The organism is Salipiger sp., assembly GCF_059781815.1.
Genome location: NZ_JBYNAH010000090.1, coordinates 1 through 18,513, shown reverse-complemented (window position 1 = coordinate 18,513; position 18,513 = coordinate 1). Strand labels below are relative to the sequence as shown.

The window sequence follows — 18,513 nt, the reverse complement described above, 5'->3', positions numbered from 1 at the left end:
GATCACCTCCGGCATCGGCCTGACCGAGCGCCGCCTCAAGGCGCTCGACGCCGCCGGGCTCGACCACGTCCAGCTCTCGCTACAGGGCACGACCCCCGAGATGGCCGACGAGATCGGCGGCTACAAGGGCGGCTTCAAACGCAAGATGCAGGTCGCAGAATGGATCGGCGCGATCGGCTTCCCGCTGACGCTCAACGCGGTGCTGCACCGGCGCAACCTGCATCAGCTGCCGCGGGCGCTTGAGATGGCGGTCGAGATGGGGGCGCGGCGCATCGAGGTCGCCACGGTGCAGTTCCACGGCTGGGCGCTGAAGAACCGCGACGCGCTGATGCCCACGCGCGAGCAGGCCGCCGAGGCGACGCGGATCGTCCAGGAGGCACGGCTGCGGCTCAAGGGCACGCTGGTGATCGACTATGTGCCGGCGGATTACCATTCCGACTATCCCAAGCGCTGCATGGGCGGCTGGGGCTCGACCGGGCTCAATGTCGCGCCCGACGGGCAGGTGCTGCCCTGCCACGCGGCGCAGACCATCCCGCATCTCAGCTTCGACAGCGTCCGTGACCGGCCGCTCTCGGAGATCTGGTACGAGGGCAGCGCCTTCAACGCCTATCGCGGCACCGACTGGATGCCGGAGCCCTGTTCCTCCTGCAAGCGCAAGACCGTGGATTTCGGCGGCTGCCGCTGCCAGGCGATGGCGCTCGCAGGCGATCCCGCCGCCACCGATCCGGTCTGCATCAAGTCGCCCCACCATGTCGACCTGCAGGCCCGCGCCGACGCCCATGCGGCGGCGGAGGACGCGGCGCTGATCTACCGCGCCGCCCCCGGCAAGGCGCCCGAACCCGCCGAATAGCGCAATCCCATGACTTCCGGCGTGAATCGGGCCGGGTCAGGCACTGTGTCGGCTCGGATCCGGCCCAGAATCGCGCCCCCCTGCCCTGCCGCCGACACGGACAAACGACCCGACGTGCGGCCGAATCCGCCGGCAAAGGCGTTGTTCGGAAGCAACTGCGAAAAACATCGCCTTTTCCGTTACTTGCGGCGCGAAGTTAAAAAATTTCGATATTTTTCAGAGATTTATCCACGGTAATGGACATGGCACCTGAACTGCGAAAGGATCGGGCGGTGCCCTGCCCTGCAACGCAACCGCAGGAAACTGTGGACAACCTGCCCCTCTCTTGCGTAAAGAAACGGTAATAAAAGCGCTGACGAAAAACAGCGTTACCGAAAATGAGGGCAGACGTGGCGGATACCATTCATATCAACGCCCGTGTACGGGAGAACGCCGAGGCACTGACTCAGGCGCTGGAAGACCACATGCTGAAGGTCTTCGCCCCCGACGCGCGCAAGGAACTGAGGCGTTTCTCCGCCGGAGAAGCGGCCGAACTGCTCGGCATCTCCGCCAGCTTCCTGCGCAAGCTGCATTTCGACAACCGCATCCCCGAGGTCCATACCACGCCGGGCGGAAGAAGACACTATTCCGCCGCGGATGTGCTGGAAATCCGCAAGGTGCTCGACAGCACCGCGAAGACCAAGGGCACCTATCTGCGCGGCCGCCGCGAGGGCGACAAGGTGCAGGTTCTGTCCTTCCTCAACTTCAAGGGCGGCTCGGGCAAGACCACCTCTTCGATCCACACCGCGCAGCGCCTCGCGCTCAAGGGCTATCGCGTCCTCTGCGTCGATATCGACCCGCAGGCCTCGCTCACGACCCTGTTCGGCTACCGGCCGGAGTATGATTTCCTCGAGTCGGGCACGATCTACGACGCGATCCGCTACGACGATCCGCTGCCGCTGAGCCAGATCATCCAGCCGACCTTCTTCACCGGCATCGACCTGGCCCCCGGCGGGCTGATCCTGCAAGAATTCGAGCACGAGACCCCGCAGGCGCTGATGACCAACGTCCAGCCCGCCTTCTTCGCCCGCATGGCCGCGGCGCTGCAGGAGGTCGAGGCGAATTACGACGTGATCATCTTCGATTGCCCGCCGCAGCTCGGCTATCTCACCATGTCGGCGCTCTGCGCCTCGACCGGCGTGCTGATCACCATCGTGCCGAACATGCTCGACATCGCCTCGATGTCGCAATTCCTGCAGATGAGTGCCGATCTCCTCGACGTGGTGTCGAATGCCGGCGCTAGCATGGAGTTCGACTTCCTGCGCTTCATGATCAACCGGTACGAGCCCAATGACGGCCCGCAGCAGCAGGTCGTGGCCTTCCTGCGCCAGCTCTTCGGCGAAGAGGTCATGGTCAATGCCATGCTGAAGTCCACGGCGATCTCCGATGCGGGTCTCACCCAGCAGACCGTCTACGAGGTCGACCGTAGCCAGTTTCACCGCAACACCTATGACCGTGCGGTGGATTCACTGAATCAGGTCAATGACGAGATTGAGTCTCTCATTCAAAAAGCATGGGGACGCTGATGGCACGCAAGGGAATTCTCGAACCACGCATCACGCCGCTGGGCGGCGGATCGGCACCGACAGACAGAAAAACGGCGGCAGAGGCTCGAATGATGCCCCGCGGAGCGGTCGGAGCGCTGCAATCCTCGCTCACCAAGCTGCAGGAAAACGCGGTGCAGGAGGTCGAGCCCGCGCTGATCGACGATGCCGGCTATGAAGACCGGCTCGGGATCAACGACGAGGCCCAAAATCAGCTGAAAGAGAGCCTGCAGACCTATGGTCAGCAGGTTCCGGTGCTTTTGCGACCCCACCCCAAGAGCGCCGGACGGTTCGAGATCGTCTATGGCCGCCGCCGCCTGCGGGCGCTGCGCGACCTCGGGCTCAAGGTCAAGGCGATGGTGCGCCAGCTCGACGACCACGCGCTGGTGATGGCCCAGGGCCAGGAAAACACCTCGCGGCAGGATCTGAGCTTCGTCGAAAAGGCGAGCTTTGCGGCGCAGCTGCAGGATGGCGGCTATGACCGGCAGACAATCGCCGCGGCATTGTCGATCGACCTGCCGATGGTCAGCCGGATGCTCAAGGTCGGCACGGCGTTTTCGCTGCCCTTCCTGCGCCGCATCGGCTCGGCTCCGGGCATCGGGCGCGATCGCTGGATGAGCCTCGCCAAGCTGCTCGAGGACGACGCTGCGCGCGACCGTGTCGAGACGGCGATGGGGCTTCCCGGCTTCGAGGCGCTGGATTCGGACGCCCGCTTCGAGGAGGTCTTCGGCGCCGCACAGCGCAAGACGGCGACCCCGGCCAAGGCCCCTGCCCCGCGTCCGCGCACCCTGCGCAGTGTCGATGGCGCGCCGCTGGCCGAGATCCGCAGCACCGCGCGCGGGCTGACCCTGACGATTCCTGCCAAGACCGCCAACGGCTTCGACCGCTGGCTCGACGGGCAGGCGGACGAGATCATGAAAGAGCTTCACGACCGCTGGCAAAGCACCCGGTCGGAGGACTGAGAGCAGTGGAAGAAGAATAAGGAGGCACGAGAGGACAGGCGACAAAAAGAAAAGCCCCCCAGGATTGATCCCGGAAGGCCCTTCTCGAACGTAGCACTTTGAGTTAGCCGCCAGACCCGGACTCTGTCAACCATGCATCTCGGTGCAGGGGCGGAGAATTGTTGTCTTTCGTGAAATGTCACATGGAAAACACGTCCCGACCCCCGTTCGGGCGACCGGTCTCGGCTTGTCTGCCGTCATCGGAAGCCTCGCAACGGCACACTACCCTTATGCCCGACAAATGGGCCCTGTTGCGCGACCTGACCACCGGCGCCGAGGCCTTCGGGCTGGGCCACCGCACGCTGTCGGTCCTGAAGGCGCTGCTGACCTTCTGGCCGGAGCGCGAACTGCCCGACGCTCCCGAGAGCGCCATCGTCTTCCCGTCGAACCGGGTGCTTTCCGAGCGGCTTTCGGGAATGCCCGAGAGCACGCTGCGCCGTCACCTGTCGAAGCTGGTCGAGACCGGCATTGTCAGCCGCCACGACAGCCCCAACCGCAAGCGCTATGCCCGCGGCCAGTCCGGGGTGATCGGCATCGCCTTCGGCTTCGACCTCTCCCCCCTCGCCCGCCATGCCGAGGCGCTGGCCTCTGCCGCAGCGAGCGTCACGGCACAGCGCGAACGGATCGCGGTGCTGCGCGCCCGTCTCGGGATGCTGCGCCATCGCCTGACCGAGGCCGGCGCTCCGGACGTGCTGATCGACGCCGCGCGCCTGACCCTGCGCCGCCGGGCCTCCGAGCAGGAGCTTGCCGAGCTCCTGGCCCGGCTCGAGGCCGCGCTCCCTGCCCCGGAACCGGTCGCGCCCAAGCCCGCGCCCATGACCGAAACAACCAAAATGAGCGCCAGCGTCGCCCAAAATGAGCGGCACATACAGGAAACAGATAAATCTATTTCTGACTCTGAGTCCGCGAAGACCTCTGACCCCGCGGCAACGGAGCCGTCCGGATCTGCAGAGAAGGTGGCTGCGATCACCGTTCCGATGATCACCGAGGCCTGCCGCGAGTATCAGGCGTTCTTCCCGGACAGGCCGCGAGGCTGGCATGATCTGGTTGCGATCTCGCAAAGGCTGGCACCGATGCTCGGGATTGACCCGCCAGTGCTGCACGAGGCGCAGCGCATCATGGGCGAGGAGCGCGCTGCTGCGACGGTGCTCTGCCTGCTTGAGCGCGCCAGCGAGATCCGCAAGCCGGGAGCCTATCTCAGACGGCTGACACAGGTGGCGCGGAAGGGCAGCTTCTCGGTGAGCGCGATGCTGGCGTCGGCCGGTCGTCGCGCCGGCGAGCATGTCACCGCAACCGCGTGAGAGCGTGTCGGGATGTCCTGGCCGACGGGCGCGCGGGATCGGGGTTCCGCGCGAGAGCATCGAAGCAAGGGATCGGTGCTTACCGCTGATGCAGGTCTGTGACCAATTCAGTGCGCGGCCCTTCGCACCCGAACGGTAGGCTTGCCAGGAGCGCGTGGGACCGGCATATCTGACGCACCAGCGTGGCGCTGTAGAGGTCCTATTCAATGCAGTGCCATAGCGCTTAGCCATCCGCGCGATGGGCTCCGGATCGACAATTTCAGGCGAAATGCCGCGAAAACACCGGAAAACGGCTCGGAATCCGGAAATTGTCAGCTGACAATTCTGAAAAACACATGTTTTCAGTCGGTTAGATAAATCGAGCCCTGACAACCCTCTGAAACGGCTGACAATCCGTTGCGACCCTTGGCTGTGTTCCGGCAAATCTGCCGTTTCGCTAGACTGGATGCCCAGAGACGAGCCACGGACGGTCCCGAGAGCGATGACGAGCCCTGCTTCAAAGCCTCATTCCCAGATCAAGAGCCGCGCCCGATGACCGCCGCGCTGGACGTTCCCGGCGCGACGCTTCGCTGCCGCGATCTCCTTGCACTGCGCGACACCGCGCTGAGCAGCGGCCAGAGCTGGACCACCGCCGAGACCATGCTGGTCGCGGATTTCCGGCCTTCGATGCTTCGCGGCCTGATCCGGGCGTTCCGCTCCGTCGCCGCGGCGGAGGCGCTGGTGCTGATCGGCTGGCGCGTGGTCGAGGCAGGCGGGCAGGTGGGTCTCCTGGCGATTGGCTCGGGCGCGCCGGTGCTGGTGCCGCCGGCGGGCGGGGCCGAAGCGATGCGCGATGTCGTCTCGGGGCTGGTGCGGGCACATGACATGGCGGCGGCGAATGCCATGGCCGGATGCCTCGACGATCCGCCGCTCGACCGCAGCCTCGTCGCGCTCGACCGGCTGACAACCGATGGCGAGCTTGTCATCGCCTCGGGCTTCGAGACCCCCGGGGCGGCGTTGTCGCGCCGGTTGGAGATGCTTACCCACACTCACGCGCTGCGGCTGCTTCGGATCACAGACCTGTCCTTTACCGGTGAGGCGCAGGATGCGCACAAGCCACCGGAGGTGCCCGGGGCAAGCGCTCTGTCGCTCGATGCCTGCCTTCCACCGGACGCGATGGGGCGGGTTCTGCGCTCTGACTGGTCGCAACTGCGCTGATCGGGCAAAAGTTGCGGGTGCTGGCGCCGGAAGTTTCCGATTCGACCGGCGTAACGCGAAGTGCCGATCCTATTTGACCGATCAGGCGCAGATTTTTCTGCAAAACGCGGCGAGCGAGCCGGAAATCGCGGGTTTTCCGACTTCGGCCCGATACGAATGGTTGCATTGTCCGAATCTCGGACCGGGCGCACCCTCCCGGCAGGGCGTCGTATGGAGGCGGCGCCCGCGTGGGAGGAGAAAACAACAGATGGGAATTCTCGATAAGATCTTTGGCGGCGACGGGGACGGCGCCGCGCCGAAATATTCGCACGTGAAGATTCACCCGTCGGTCGACGACGGGGTGAAGCCCGCGACCCCCGGCTTTTCCGGCGGGACGCTGAAATGCAAATGCCCCAGCGATCAGGTCGTGGTGACGGTCGAGGCGCAGACGGCGCACAACCATGTTTGCGGCTGCACCAAGTGCTGGAAGCCGGCCGGGGCGATCTTCAGCCAGGTCGCGGTGGTTGGGCGTGACAAGCTCAAGGTCACCGCGCATGAGGAGAAGCTCGAGATCGTCGATGCCTCGGCCGCGATCCAGCGCCATGCCTGCAAGGGCTGCGGCGTGCACATGTATGGCCGCATCGAGAACACCGGGCACCCGTTCCACGGGCTCGATTTCGTCCATACCGAGCTGTCGCCGCAATCGGGTTGGTCGCCGGCAGAGTTTGCCGCCTTCGTCTCCTCGATCATCGAATCCGGCGTCGATCCGTCGCGCATGGACGAGATCCGCGGCCGGCTGCGCGAGCTGGGGCTCGAGCCCTATGATTGCTTGTCGCCGCCGCTGATGGATGCCATCGCCACCCATGTCGCCAAGCAGAGCGGCGCGCTCAAATAGAGACGGCTGACACGCGTGCCCGGCCTGCGGAAACCCGCCGCACCGGCCGGGCACGGACAACATCATTGCGCGAACGAAAAGTCATGCGCTAACCTCCGGCTCGGGAGGAGATTTCGATGAAAGACATTACCGAGGCCCGTTCGCCGGGTGCCGTGCGATCCGTCGTGATCGTGGACGACCATCCGCTCTACAGCGATGCTCTGGCGGCGGCGATCCAGCTGGTCTTTCCCGACTGCCAGATGGCCAAGGCCCAGACCCTCGGCGCGGCGTTGGCGCTGGTCGAAGACGGCGTCTCGCCCGACCTAGTGATGTTCGACCTCAAGCTGCCGGATGTCTGCGGCATCTCGGGCTTCCAGAAGCTGCGCGAGGCGCTGCCGGATGTGCCGGTGCTGGTGATCTCGTCGCTGACCTCGGCGCAGGTGGTGCAGGCGCTGATGGAGGAGGGCGCCGCGGGCTTCCTGCCCAAGGACGCCCCCGCGCCGATGCTGCGCCAGGCCCTGCGCGAGATCGCGGGCGGCGCGACCTATGTGCATCCGGGCTACCAGAGCAGCGCATCGAGCACCGCGAGCGAGGTGCCCTTCGAGGCGCTGCACCCCAAGCTCGCGGAACTCACGCCGCAGCAGCAGCGCATCATGAAGCTGATCTGCGCCGGCAAACCCAACAAGCAAATCGCCTACGAGCTATCGCTGGCCGAGGCCACGGTGAAGGCGCATATCACCGCGCTGCTGCGCCGGCTCGGGGTGCAGAACCGCACCCAGGCGGCGGTGCTGGTCGAGAACTCGGCGCCGGCCACCGCCATCGGCGCCGGCGAGGCCGACGCGCAGGCCTTCCTGAGCCGCTAGGAGATGCGCGACGACCAGACGCCGCCGCGCTTCGTTCAGGTCGCCGTGTCGCGCGGCACCGCCGCGCAGGCGGCGGTGAGCGAGGCTCTGGCCGGGATCGACCTGTCCGAGACCTGCTTTCTTCTTGCCTTCGTGCCGGACGGGCTCTCGCTCGAGACGGTGGCGAACGCGCTCGAGGCCGGGGCAGGGGGGGTGCCGGTCTTCGGCTGCACGACGGCTGGCACGATCACCACCGAGGGCTACGAGACCGAGGCGCTGCTGCTGCTGGCCTTCCCGCGCGAGCATTTCCGCTGCGCCTCGATGCTGATCGAGCCGCTGAAGCCGATGTCGATGAAATCGATTGCCGGCGAGGTCCGCACCCATGCCGCCCGTTTCCGCCGCACCGCCGGCTGGAACCGGCTGGCGCTGATCTTTGCCGATGGTCTGTCGAAGCAGGAAGACCTGCTGGTCGCGACGCTCGAGGCGGCGCTTGGCGAGGTGCCGGTGTTCGGCGGCTCGGCGGGAGACAGCCTCGCCTTCAAGGAAACCTTCGTGCTGCATGAGGGCCGGTTCCGCACCAACGCCGCGCTGCTGCTGCTGCTCGAGACCGACCTTGCGTTCCAGGGGCTGGGCTTTGACCATTTCCTGCCCACCGATCAGCAGATGGTGGTGACCGACGCGCTGCCCGACGAGCGGCTGGTGCTCGAGATCAACGGCGCGCCGGCGGCGCTGGAATATGCCCGCATCGTCGGCTGTCCGGTGGAGCAGCTCTCGCCAGAGGTTTTCGCCGAGAACCCGATGCTGGTGCGGCAGAACATGAACTACCACGTGCGCGCGGTGCATGGCGCGCCCGGGGCCCATGCGCTGTCCTTTCTCGGGGCCATCGATGACGGGCTGATCCTGACGCTGGGCCGCGGCAAGGAGATCATCGAGACGCTGGAGGCCGAACTCGACGTGAAGGGCCCGCGGGATGCGGCGCCGGATTTCGTGCTCGGCTTCGACTGCGTGCTGCGCAAGCTCGAGATTGAGCAGAAGCAGCTCACCGCCCCGGTGAGCGAGATCTTCCGTCGCCGCCGGGTGCTGGGCTTCAACACCTATGGCGAGCAGCATTGCGGGGTGCATGTGAACCAGACCTTCGTGGGCGTGGCCTTCTTCGAGCCGGGGAGGCGCGCCTTCGCATGATCGACCCGGACGAGCCGCTCGACATCCAGGTCTCCCGGCAGGCCAAGATCATCGACGCACTGATGCGCCGTGCCAACCGTCAGCACGAGGTCGGCAGCTCGGCCTATGGGGCGTTCCAGTCGGCCATCGCGCTGCAGGGGCAGATCTGGGCCAAGACCCGCGATCTCGAGCGCACCACCGACGAGCTGCGCCACGCCCGCGACGACACCCAGCGCATGCGCAAGAACCTCGCCGACGCGCTGGCGGCGATGGAGGGCGGCGTGGCGCTGTTCACCGCAGGGCGGCTCGAGGTCTGCAACGAGATCTTCCAGGCGCTGCTGCCCGACATCTCGGAGCGGCTGCAGCCGGGGCTGGAAATCGACGCCTGTTTCGCCGCCATGTCCGACAGCCTGTACCTCGTCACCGTGGAGGGCAATTTCGACGCCGCGCTGGCGCAGGCCCGGCGGGGCAGGGTGGGGGCCTCGGTGGTGTCGTTGGTGATCGAGCTGGTGGGCGACCGCTGGTACCAGATCAACCTGCAGCGCACGAGCGCCGAGAACATGGTGCTGCTGCTCACCGAGATCACCACCATCGTGCGCCGCAACCGCTCGGAGAAGGAAAGCCTGATCGACCGTCAGGCCGATTACCTTCAGGCGGTGTTCGAGAACATGACCTCGGGGGTCTGCACCTTCTCGCCGCAGGGCGAGGTGATGATGTACAACCAGCAGTTCCGCCAGCTGCTGGGGCTGCCCTACACCATGCTTCAGCAGGGCTCCGACCTGCACCGGATGCTCGACTTCGTCGCCCAGAATGCGCTGATCACCGAGGCCGAGGATTTCGATATCGGCTACTGGCTCGACCGGCTCGAGCGGCAGGGGCGGCTGCGCCGCCGGGTGCGCCACGCCACGGGGCGGATGCTCGACCTGCACGCCCACCGGCTGCCCGATGGCGGCGTGCTGCTCGAGCTCAAGGACGTGACGCTCGAGACCCGCGCCACGGTGATGCTCGAGAACCGGGTGGCCGAGCGTACCACGGAACTGACCCACGCCAACGCCCAGCTGCGCCAGCAATTCGCCGAGATGGCGCGGGTCGAGGAGGAGCTGCGCGTCGCCAAGGAGCGCGCCGAGGCGGCGGTCTCGTCGAAGACCCGCTTCCTCGCCGCCGCGAGCCACGACCTGCTGCAGCCGATCAACGCCGCCAAGCTGCTGATCGCGACGCTGAAGGACAGCGCCGCCGAGACCCGCTTCGCGCCGATGGTCGAGCGGCTCGACGGCTCGTTCTCGTCGATCGAGCAGCTGCTGCATTCGCTGCTCGACATCTCGCGGCTTGAATCGGCGGACCGCTCGCTGACGCCCTCGGACGTGTGCCTCGGCACGCTGATGCGCAGCGTCTGGGAGGATCAGACCCCGGTGGCGCAACGCAAGGGGGTGCAGCTCGACGTGGTGCCGAGCATGGTCTTCGTGCGCTCGGACCCGGTCTACCTGCTGCGCTCGATCCAGAACCTCGTGGTCAACGCGCTGCAATACACCCCCGAGGGCGGGCGGGTGCTGGTCGGTTGCCGCCGCAAGGGCGGGGCGGTGGAGCTGCAGGTCTGGGACACCGGTATCGGCATCTGCCGCAAGGACCAGAAGCGCATCTTCGAGGAGTTCGCCCGCGCCGACAACGTGCCGCTGGGCTCGGGGGTGGGGCTGGGCCTGTCGATCGTCGACCGCACCTGCCGCCATCTCGGCCACAAGGTTCGGGTGCGCTCGAAGCCGGGCATCGGCTCGGTCTTCTCGGTCGAGATGGAGGCCGCCGCGGGCCGCCCGGCGGCGCCGCAGGAGGGCTGCAACCAGACGCCGGCGGTGGTCGAGGCCGAGATGGACTACCTCATCCTGGTGATCGAGAACGATCCGGATGTGCTCTACGCCTTCACCAACAAGCTCGAGCAATGGGGCGCGAGCGTCTTCGCCGCGCGCTCGGCGGCAGAGGCGCTGACCCATGTGCGCGACATGGGCATTCCGCCCGATATCCTCCTCGCCGATTACCAGCTCGACGATGGCGAAACCGGCGACCGCGCGATTGCCGCGGTGCGGGCCGAGTGCGGCGTGCAGGTGCCGGCGATCATGATCACCGCCGACCGCAGCAACGAGCTTCTGAAGCGCGGCGCGCGGGAGGGGTTCTCGGTGCTCACAAAGCCGGTGCAGCTGTCGCGCCTGCGCCCGCTCATCGAGTGGAAGGTGCGCTGGCAGGCGCCGGAGGATGCTGCCGAGTGAGGTGCTTGTTTCTGGCGGACGCGCCGGTGGGCCAGCCCCCCGGACCCCCCGGGATATTTTCGGCCAGAAGAAGGACAGGGCGTGGTGCGGGGCGGCACGCAAGCGCGGCACCGACAAAAGTCGGCAATGACAGGGGGGGCAGGGGGAATAGCATGGGGCGCGGGAGGATTCACATCATGCGCAAGACACTGGTCTCAGGAGTGGCCCCGAGAGTGGCCCTGATCGCGGCACTGGCCTGCTTCGCGGTGCCCGGAGGGGCGGCGACGACGGCGGCGGAGCAGACCTATGAGCTGCTGTTCCGGGAGGGCACGCTCGACACGGTAAGCCGCGACGCGGTGCTGACCTACATCCGCGACGTGCGCAACGCCGCGAAGCCGGAGGCGGCGGAGCGCGACAGCGGTGCCATCGCGCTGTCCTTCGACGAGGGCGAGGCGGTGCTGGCGACGCTGGAGTTCCGGCAGGACGGCAAGCACCGCAATCTCGGCAGCTTCCCCGCCAGCGTCGGCAATCCGATGATCATGTATTTCTACGAGAGCGTGATCCGCGACATGGCCGAGACCGCCGGCGGCTCGCCCTATTACATCCGCAACCGGGTCAAGGAGGCGCTGGTGCGCCCGGCCGAGATCGAGATCGGCGAGGCGGCGTTCGGCGGTGCGACGGTCGCCACCAAGACCGTGACGCTGCGGCCCTTCGAGAACGACCCCAATCGCGCAAAGATGATGGGCTTCGGCGATCTCGAGCTGCGGGTGACCATGTCCGACGAGGTCCCGGGGTGGTACCTGAGCCTTGTGGCCGAGGCGCCGGGGGCGGAAGGGACCGAGGAGGGCTATGTCTCGGCGCTGCGCTTCGAGCAGGTGGCGGGGCAATGATCCGGGCGCTGCTGCTGGCCTCGGGGCTGGCGCTGATGGCGCCGGGCTGGGCTGCGGCGCAGGGCGTGGCCGAGCGGCTCAACGACTACCCCACCGAGGCGCGGGCGGATTACGTATTTGGCTGCATGGCCTCGAACGGGCAGAGCCGGCAGGTGCTGCGGCAATGCGCCTGCTCGATCGACGAGATCGCGGCGATCCTGCCTTACGAGAAATACGTCGAGGCGGAAACGGTGCTGTCGATGCGGCTCACCGGGGGCGAGCGCATGGCGGTGTTCAACAGCGCCGTCGCCGCCAACACTCTGGTGGTTGATCTGCGCCGTGCGCAGGCCGAGGCCGAGGTGGTGTGTTTCTTCTGAGCCCTTGTGATTTTGGGAAATGCCACCCATATTGACGGAAGACGCGTCAGATTGGGTGGCAGAACATGGATCTTCAGGGTGTTTCCGATCACGGCCTCTTTGCGCCGCGGCTGATGGCGCAGAGCCTGCGCACCACCGTGGACGAGATCGCCCAGACCGCCGGTCTGGGCCGGGACGCGCTGACCCGCGCCAACCGGGTCGGCACGCCGCGCACCCAGAAGCGGCTGCGCGAGATGGTCGAGATCCTCAACCGCGTGGCGCCGCGTTTCGGCTCGGACCTGCTGGCCTATGCCTGGTACCGCTCGACGCCGCTTGCGGGCTTTGGCGAGGCCACGGCGATGCAGCTGGTGCGCGATGGCCATGCGGACCGGGTGCATCTCTATCTCGACAGATTGGACGCGGGCGTCTTCGCCTGATGCACTTCGCCTGATGCATTTCTCTGGCACGCTCTATCGCGCGCTGTCGCCCTACTGGGCCTACCGGCCGCTGTCGGGCGACGGGGCGAAGCAGTTTGGCGGGCGCTTCAACCGGCCCGGCCGGGCGGCGCTCTACCTCGCGGACAGCGTCGAGACCGCGCTCAACGAGGTGCAGCAGGCGGGGATGTTTGCGCCGGTGACGCTGGTCGCGATGGAGGCGGATCTGGAGCCGCTCTTCGACGGCTGCGATGCGGCGGCGCTGGAGGCGTTTGGCGTCGCGCCGGCGGATCTGGCGATCCGCGACTGGGCCACCCGGCAGGCGGAGGAGGGGCAGGCGCCGACGCAGGCGCTGGCCGAGCGGCTGATCGAGGCCGGGTTCTGCGGCATGGTGGTGCCGAGCTTTGCGCCCGGCGCCAAGCCGCAGGCGCGCAACACCGTTCTTTGGCGCTGGGGCGACGCGCTACCCCACCGGCTCCGGCTGGTGGACGATCAGAACCGCCTGCGTCATCCGCCGGCGCCGCCGCTCTAGCCCTCCAGCTTCGGCAGTTCGGTCTCGAAGGCGTTGCCGTCGGTGTCGCTGGCCCGGACGGTGAGCGCCGGTGCGCCGTTGTCGTCATAGGTGAAGCGGAACACCGGGTTCTCGCTGATCGAGATGCCGCCATCCATCGAGAACAGCATCTCCTCGCCCTGCCAGACCTCGAGATGGTCGATGAAATGCGCCGGGATGAAGAGCTGGGTGATCTGGTCGCGCTGCAGGCCGGAATAGTTCGGGTGGCGGATCTGGATCTGCGCCTCGCGTCGCGGCACCGACATGGCGGGCGTGTCCGCCTCGCCGAAGAGCCGCAGTTTCATCTGGCCCATGTTGGCGAGCGCCACCTCGGGATCCTTGGTGGCCGGGGCCGAGCAGCCGCCCGAGGCCTTCACGAAGCGTCCGTCCATGCGCAGCCCCTCGGGGGTGCCGGCGATGACGCGGACGTTGGAATACTGGTTCACCCGCACCCGCATCTCGAAATCGAGCGGCGCCATGGCGGGCGAGAAGGTGAACTCCCCGGCGACCGGGGCGGGGTTCTCATCGATCACCACGGTGGCGGTCTCGATGCGCATCGAGGGATCGGTCTGCACGATGTGGATCGGCACGGTGGCCGCGTCCTCGGCGCGGTAGGGCGCCTCGATGGTGAAGAGCCCTTCGGCGGGAGCGATCTGCGCCTCGCCGATGACGTCGCCCCGCAGGCTCTCCCAGGTGGGGCTGTCGGTCAGCGGGTTCTGGGTGTCGGCGGCGAGCGCCGGACAGGCCAGAGCTGCCGCCAGAAGGGCGGCGGAGAGGGTGTTGCGGTCCATGCTTCTCCTCCTCGCATGGGATATTCTGTGATCATGCCACAGATCGGCGACTCGCGGTACCGAGCGCATCGTCGGTGTGGATCACGCCTGTGTGTGGCGCGAGGCTGCGGCGAGGAGGTCGCGATGTTCGAAGCGGTTGTGATGATCTGTGCGGCGCTGGCGGGCGAGCCCTGCCGCGCGGCGCTGGTGCCGGGCTATGAGGCAGAGACGCTGGAGGGCTGCGAGGCGGCGCTTGCGGCGCGCGCGGTGGAGGGTGCGGTCTGCCAGGCGGCGGGCGGGGCGCTGGCGGTCGAAGAGGTGGCGCCGGGGGTCTTCGTGCACGAGAGGCGGATCGAGGCGCCGGATACGGGCAATGGCGGCGGCGTGTCGAACCTCGGCTTCATCATCGGCGGCGAGGCGGTGGCGGTGATCGACAGCGGTTCGGCGGCGTGGATCGGCGAGGCGCTGTGGCGGGCGATCCGGGCGCGCACGGAGCTGCCGGTGAGCCACGTGATCCTGACCCATGTACATCCCGACCACGTGCTGGGGGCAAGCGTTTTCGCGGGCGCCGAGGTGGTGGGCCATGCGGGGCTGGCGCGGGCCTTGGCGGAGCGGCAGGGCAACTATCTGGAAAGCTTCGAACGCGAGATCGGCCTGCCGCTGTTTCTTGGTACCGAGGCGCCGGAGGTGACGCGCGGGGTCGAGGATGCGACGCTGATTGATCTCGGCGGGCGGGTGCTGGAGCTGAGGGCGTGGCAGACGGCGCATAGCAGCAGCGATCTGACGGTTTTTGACCGCGAAACGGGAACGCTCTTTGCCGGCGATCTGGTGTTTGACCGGCACGTGCCGGCGCTCGACGGCAGTTTGCGGGGCTGGCAGGCGGTGCTGTCGGAGATGCACGGGCTCGAGGTGGCGCGGCTGGTGCCCGGCCATGGCGGGCCGGTGCTCGACTGGCCCGAGGGCGGGGCGCCGGTGCTGGGCTATCTCGACGTGCTGGCGCGCGATGCGCGGGCGGCGATCGACGCCGGGTTGCGGCTGGGGGAGGCGGTGCAGGAGATCGGGGCGAGCGAGGCCGGGGCGTGGGCGCTTTTCGAGGCGTTCAACGCGCGCAATGCGACGGTGGCCTATACGGAGCTGGAGTGGGAGTAGGGGGGCAAAGTAAACGCGGCAATCGTTCGACCGGTAACGTTGGGAGGTGAACGATGCCGTGCTCGCTGAGCCTGCCTTCCGAAGGCTCGAATGGAGCCCAAGCGCGGAATCAAGCCCGCAGGGCGCCGCGCCATCGCCGGCCCGCCCCCCGGGCTGGCGATTTGGTTGGGCTGGGCGCTTCGTTGTGAGGTCCTTCGGACTTGGCAGGGATAAATCGAGAGGTTCGTAGCGCTGGATCGCCACCCCGCGGGCCGGCGATGGCGCGGCGCTGTCGAGGGCCTTGCGTATGAGCCTAGCTCAAACGCGCCGGACCAAATCTGTGCCGTTAAGCGGTAGACTGGGGCCCCGAAGGCACATGTGGCACAGCGCGGAACGATGGTGCAGTGCTTGGGCGGGAGGCGGCGAAGCGAGCGAGAAGACAGGCCTCTCCCGAAGCCCGGCCCCCCCTTCAGCCCTCCGAGGCCTTCTGCAGCTCCTTCGAGAACTGCCGGCGCAGCTGGCGGCGGACCTCGGCGGCGCGGTTGCGCTTTTCCTCGGTCTCGGTGAGGATCTTCAGCTCCGGCACCTCGGCGGGTTTGCCGTCGTCATCGACCGCCACCATGGTGAAATAGCACGAGTTGGTGTGGCGCCGCGTGCCCTTGCGGATGTCCTCGGCCTCGACCCTTATGCCCACCTCCATCGAGGTGCGGCCGACATGGTTCACCGCGGCGCGGAAGGTCACCAGCTCGCCCACGTTGATCGGCTGCTTGAAGGTCACCTGATCCACCGAAAGCGTCACCGCGTAGCGCCCCGAGAAGCGCGAGGCGCAGGAAAACGCCACCCGGTCGAGAAGGTTCAGAAGCGCGCCACCATGCACCTTGCCGCTGAAATTCGCCATGTCCGGCGTCATCAGAACGGTCATCTCAAGCTGCCTCGGGTCCATCACGCGCTCCTGTCCTTGCATCCCAGGTGTTTGCGCCAAACACGCGCGAGCGCGCAAGACCAAACTGCCGCCGGGTCAGCGGGTGGGGGCGACCCCCTCGAGACAGAAGCCGCGATTGCGCACGGTGGTGATCTCGAAGCCGAAATCGGAGGCAGGTTTGAGCTTCTTGCGCAGGTAGCCGATATAGACGTCGACGACGTTCTCCGAGCTCGACTCCCCGGCCCAGAGCGCATCGAAGATCTCGCCGCGGGGCAGGGGGGTGCCGGCATGCTCGGCCAGCAGCGCCAGCAGCGCGAACTCGCGCTCGGTCAGGTGCTCCGAGCGGGTCTCGGTGGCGAGGCTCTGATCCTGCGCGCGCAGCCGGGCGGGGGAGGGCCGCAGCGCCGCGACGCGGCGCTCCTGCACCTTGAGCCGGGCGACCAGCTCGTCGAAAGAGAACGGCTTGACCACGTAATCATCCGCGCCGGCCTCGAGCCCGGCGGCGCGGTGTTCGACCTCCGACAGCGCCGAGAGCATGACGATGGGCAGCTGCGCGCCGCCGGCGCGCGCGGCACGCACCAGCTCGATGCCGCTGTCGGCGCCGAGCATGACATCGACCACGGCGGCGACGTAGCGCTGCCCGGTCAGCTCCGGCAGGGCGGTGTCGGCGCGGTTGCGGGTCTCAACCGCGTAGCCGTGCAGCCCCAGCCCGCGCGCCAGCGCGGAGCAGATCTCGGGGTCGTCATCGACCACCAGAAGGGGCGCGTCTCCGGTCATGGCGGCAGCCTACGCGCTGGCGGGCGGAAGGCGAACCGAGATTTTTGTCCCGGGTGCCTCGCCGAGGGCCGTCTCGCGGGGCAGGGGGCTGGTCACCGAGATGCTGCCGCCCTGCTGCTCGACCACCCAGCGCGCCAGCGCGAGGCCAAGCCCGAAGCCCTGCGCATTGCCACCCCCGCCTTGCGCGAAGCGGTCGAAGATGCGGGCCTGATCCTGCGGATCAATGCCGGGGCCGTCGTCGATCACCGAAACCGTGCCGTCAGGAGTGATCTCGAGCCGCAGGGCGCCGCCACTGCGGGCGTGGCGGATAGCGTTGCGGATCAGCCCGACGATCACCTGCCGCAGCCAGTTGCGGTCGCCCAGCACGGTGACCTCGGGGGACGCGGGGGCGTCGAGCGTCATGCCGGCGTTCGAGAGCTCGGCGGCGGTCTCGGCGATGGCGTCCTGCAAGAGCGCGCCGAGATCCACCGGCGCTGTGTCGAGCCCGAGCTGGCCGGTCTCGGAGCGGGCAATGCGCAGCAGGTCGTCGATGCGCCGGTTGAGCCGGGTGGCGCGCGTCTCAATGGTGGCGAAGGCGGATTGCGGGTCGGGCGCGCCATGCCGGCCGAGCTGCGCCTCCATCAGGATCACGGTCAGCGGCGTGCGCAGCTCGTGGGAGATGTCGGCGAAGAAGCGGCGGCGGTCCTCGTCGGTGCGCTCGAGCCTTGTGTTGGCGGCGCGCAGCGCCTCGGTGCGCTCCTCGATGATCTGGTTCAGCCGGGCGCGGTCCTGCGCCACGGTCTCGGCGCGGGCGGCGAGCGCCTCGGCCATGCGGTTGGTCTCGGCGTAGAGTTCGCCGATCTCGTCGCGCCGGTCGTCGGGCAGGCGGATGGCGAAATCCTCGCCGCGGATGCGCTGCGCCGCTGCGCGCAGCGCGTCGAGCCGGCGGAATTGCGGGCGCACGAGGCCGAAATAGACCCCGGCGCAAAGCAGCAGCGCCGCCACCCCCATGACCAGCGCCGCCGTGGTCAGGCGCTGGCGCAGCGTATCGATGCCGGTGAGGATCTCGCGGCGGAGGCGCTTTTCCTCGTTCACCGCCTCGGCGAGCAGGGGCTCGAAGCCGGAAGCGAAGGTGTCGAGATAGGCGCGCAGGCGGTCGCGGTCGTCTGTTGCCGAGATCAGCCCGTCATGAGCCTGCGCAAAGCGGGCTTCCATGCGGGCGATGGAGAGCGACAGCGTGGCGCGGCGGGTCTGGGCATCGAGCCCGAGGCGCTCGGCGCTGGCGACCTCGGCGTCGAGCCCGGCTCGCAGCCGGGCAAAGGTCTGGCGCAGGGTGGCGGCGATGGTGTCGGTGCGCTCGGCGCGGATCTCGGGCGGCTGGCCGCGCTGGATGACCTCGGCGGCGACGACGATGAAGGTCGAGACCTGGGTCGAGAGCGCGGCGTAATCCTCGAGCCGCCGCTCGGCGGCGAGCGCGCTGTCGAGCCGGTCGGAGACCCGCGCCATGCCCAGAACCACCATCGCCGCCGTGAGCAGCGTCGCAAGCGTCAGCAGCCCCGCGGCAAGGCCGAGCCGGGCTTTGAGAGACAGGAGCTGCGTCATTTGGTCAACTTCGTTTACCTTTCAGAAATGCCTAACTTGTGTGCAGATGATGCAAACGAGTGCGGAAATCTCCGCCACATGCTGCGCCGCAGCATGGCTGACAC

The 18,513-nt window shown here is 67.7% G+C and carries 18 protein-coding genes; 14 read left to right on the top strand and 4 right to left on the bottom strand.

The genetic code is table 11. The features are described from left to right. The 13 genes from pqqE to AC6RA4_RS12180 all read left to right on the top strand — a co-directional run. Positions 1-850 (top strand): pyrroloquinoline quinone biosynthesis protein PqqE (pqqE, locus tag AC6RA4_RS12240; RefSeq protein WP_500160652.1); only part of this gene is annotated, 850 nt, incomplete at its 5' end. A gap of 389 nt (positions 851-1,239) precedes the next feature. Continuing rightward, entirely contained in the window at positions 1,240-2,415 is a 1,176-nt protein-coding gene (gene repA, locus AC6RA4_RS12235) for a plasmid partitioning protein RepA (protein ID WP_222604484.1), read from the top strand. Beyond that, the gene (gene repB, locus AC6RA4_RS12230; RefSeq protein WP_500160650.1) at positions 2,415-3,395 is read left to right on the top strand and encodes a plasmid partitioning protein RepB; all 981 of its coding nucleotides are present in this window, start codon (positions 2,415-2,417) and stop codon (positions 3,393-3,395) included. Before repA ends, repB begins: the two co-directional genes overlap by 1 nt. 182 nt (positions 3,396-3,577) lie before the next feature. Beyond that, the gene (gene repC, locus AC6RA4_RS12225; protein WP_500160648.1) at positions 3,578-4,735 is read left to right on the top strand and encodes a plasmid replication protein RepC; all 1,158 of its coding nucleotides are present in this window, start codon (positions 3,578-3,580) and stop codon (positions 4,733-4,735) included. A gap of 531 nt (positions 4,736-5,266) precedes the next feature. Further along, positions 5,267-5,932 (top strand): DUF58 domain-containing protein, encoded by a 666-nt coding sequence (locus AC6RA4_RS12220; protein ID WP_500160646.1) that lies wholly within the window; start codon positions 5,267-5,269, stop codon positions 5,930-5,932. A gap of 247 nt (positions 5,933-6,179) precedes the next feature. After that, entirely contained in the window at positions 6,180-6,806 is a 627-nt protein-coding gene (gfa, locus tag AC6RA4_RS12215) for an S-(hydroxymethyl)glutathione synthase (protein ID WP_500160644.1), read from the top strand. A 116-nt stretch (positions 6,807-6,922) separates the two neighbouring features. Continuing rightward, on the top strand, positions 6,923-7,648 hold the full coding sequence (locus AC6RA4_RS12210; RefSeq protein WP_500160642.1) for a LuxR C-terminal-related transcriptional regulator: 726 nt from the start codon (positions 6,923-6,925) through the stop codon (positions 7,646-7,648). A 3-nt stretch (positions 7,649-7,651) separates the two neighbouring features. Beyond that, entirely contained in the window at positions 7,652-8,809 is a 1,158-nt protein-coding gene (locus AC6RA4_RS12205; protein WP_500160640.1) for an FIST N-terminal domain-containing protein, read from the top strand. Then, positions 8,806-11,043 carry a hybrid sensor histidine kinase/response regulator gene (locus AC6RA4_RS12200; RefSeq protein WP_500160639.1) on the top strand — a complete coding sequence of 746 codons (2,238 nt, stop codon included), beginning with the start codon at positions 8,806-8,808 and terminating at the stop codon, positions 11,041-11,043. The genes AC6RA4_RS12205 and AC6RA4_RS12200 overlap by 4 nt, the downstream gene beginning before the upstream one ends. Before the next feature lie 176 nt (positions 11,044-11,219). Beyond that, the gene (locus AC6RA4_RS12195) at positions 11,220-11,912 is read left to right on the top strand and encodes a hypothetical protein (RefSeq protein ID WP_500160637.1); all 693 of its coding nucleotides are present in this window, start codon (positions 11,220-11,222) and stop codon (positions 11,910-11,912) included. Beyond that, entirely contained in the window at positions 11,909-12,268 is a 360-nt protein-coding gene (locus tag AC6RA4_RS12190; protein WP_500160635.1) for a hypothetical protein, read from the top strand. Before AC6RA4_RS12195 ends, AC6RA4_RS12190 begins: the two co-directional genes overlap by 4 nt. Before the next feature lie 65 nt (positions 12,269-12,333). Further along, positions 12,334-12,684, top strand: a complete 351-nt coding sequence (locus AC6RA4_RS12185) for an antitoxin Xre/MbcA/ParS toxin-binding domain-containing protein (RefSeq protein ID WP_500160633.1) — start codon at positions 12,334-12,336, stop codon at positions 12,682-12,684. 13 nt (positions 12,685-12,697) lie between these two features. Further along, entirely contained in the window at positions 12,698-13,213 is a 516-nt protein-coding gene (locus AC6RA4_RS12180) for an RES family NAD+ phosphorylase (protein ID WP_500160631.1), read from the top strand. On the opposite strand, the gene AC6RA4_RS12175 is transcribed toward AC6RA4_RS12180, so the two are convergent. Continuing rightward, positions 13,210-14,022, bottom strand: coding sequence for a quinoprotein dehydrogenase-associated SoxYZ-like carrier (locus tag AC6RA4_RS12175; protein ID WP_500160629.1), 813 nt, complete (start codon positions 14,020-14,022; stop codon positions 13,210-13,212). The genes AC6RA4_RS12180 and AC6RA4_RS12175 overlap by 4 nt on opposite strands. 123 nt (positions 14,023-14,145) lie before the next feature. Here AC6RA4_RS12175 and AC6RA4_RS12170 point away from each other — a divergent pair, with 123 nt between their 5' ends. Then, the gene (locus AC6RA4_RS12170; RefSeq protein ID WP_500160627.1) at positions 14,146-15,150 is read left to right on the top strand and encodes a quinoprotein relay system zinc metallohydrolase 2; all 1,005 of its coding nucleotides are present in this window, start codon (positions 14,146-14,148) and stop codon (positions 15,148-15,150) included. A 448-nt stretch (positions 15,151-15,598) separates the two neighbouring features. Here AC6RA4_RS12170 and AC6RA4_RS12165 read toward each other — a convergent pair whose 3' ends face one another. From AC6RA4_RS12165 to AC6RA4_RS12155, 3 genes are all read right to left on the bottom strand, one after another. Next, positions 15,599-16,072 (bottom strand): acyl-CoA thioesterase, encoded by a 474-nt coding sequence (locus AC6RA4_RS12165; protein ID WP_222604498.1) that lies wholly within the window; start codon positions 16,070-16,072, stop codon positions 15,599-15,601. Positions 16,073-16,147: 75 nt separating this feature from the next. Then, positions 16,148-16,828: a response regulator transcription factor gene (locus AC6RA4_RS12160; RefSeq protein WP_500160624.1), complete on the bottom strand. Its 681-nt coding sequence runs from the start codon at positions 16,826-16,828 to the stop codon at positions 16,148-16,150. Positions 16,829-16,837: 9 nt separating this feature from the next. Next, on the bottom strand, positions 16,838-18,409 hold the full coding sequence (locus AC6RA4_RS12155; RefSeq protein ID WP_500160622.1) for a sensor histidine kinase: 1,572 nt from the start codon (positions 18,407-18,409) through the stop codon (positions 16,838-16,840). Positions 18,410-18,513 lie beyond the last annotated feature (104 nt).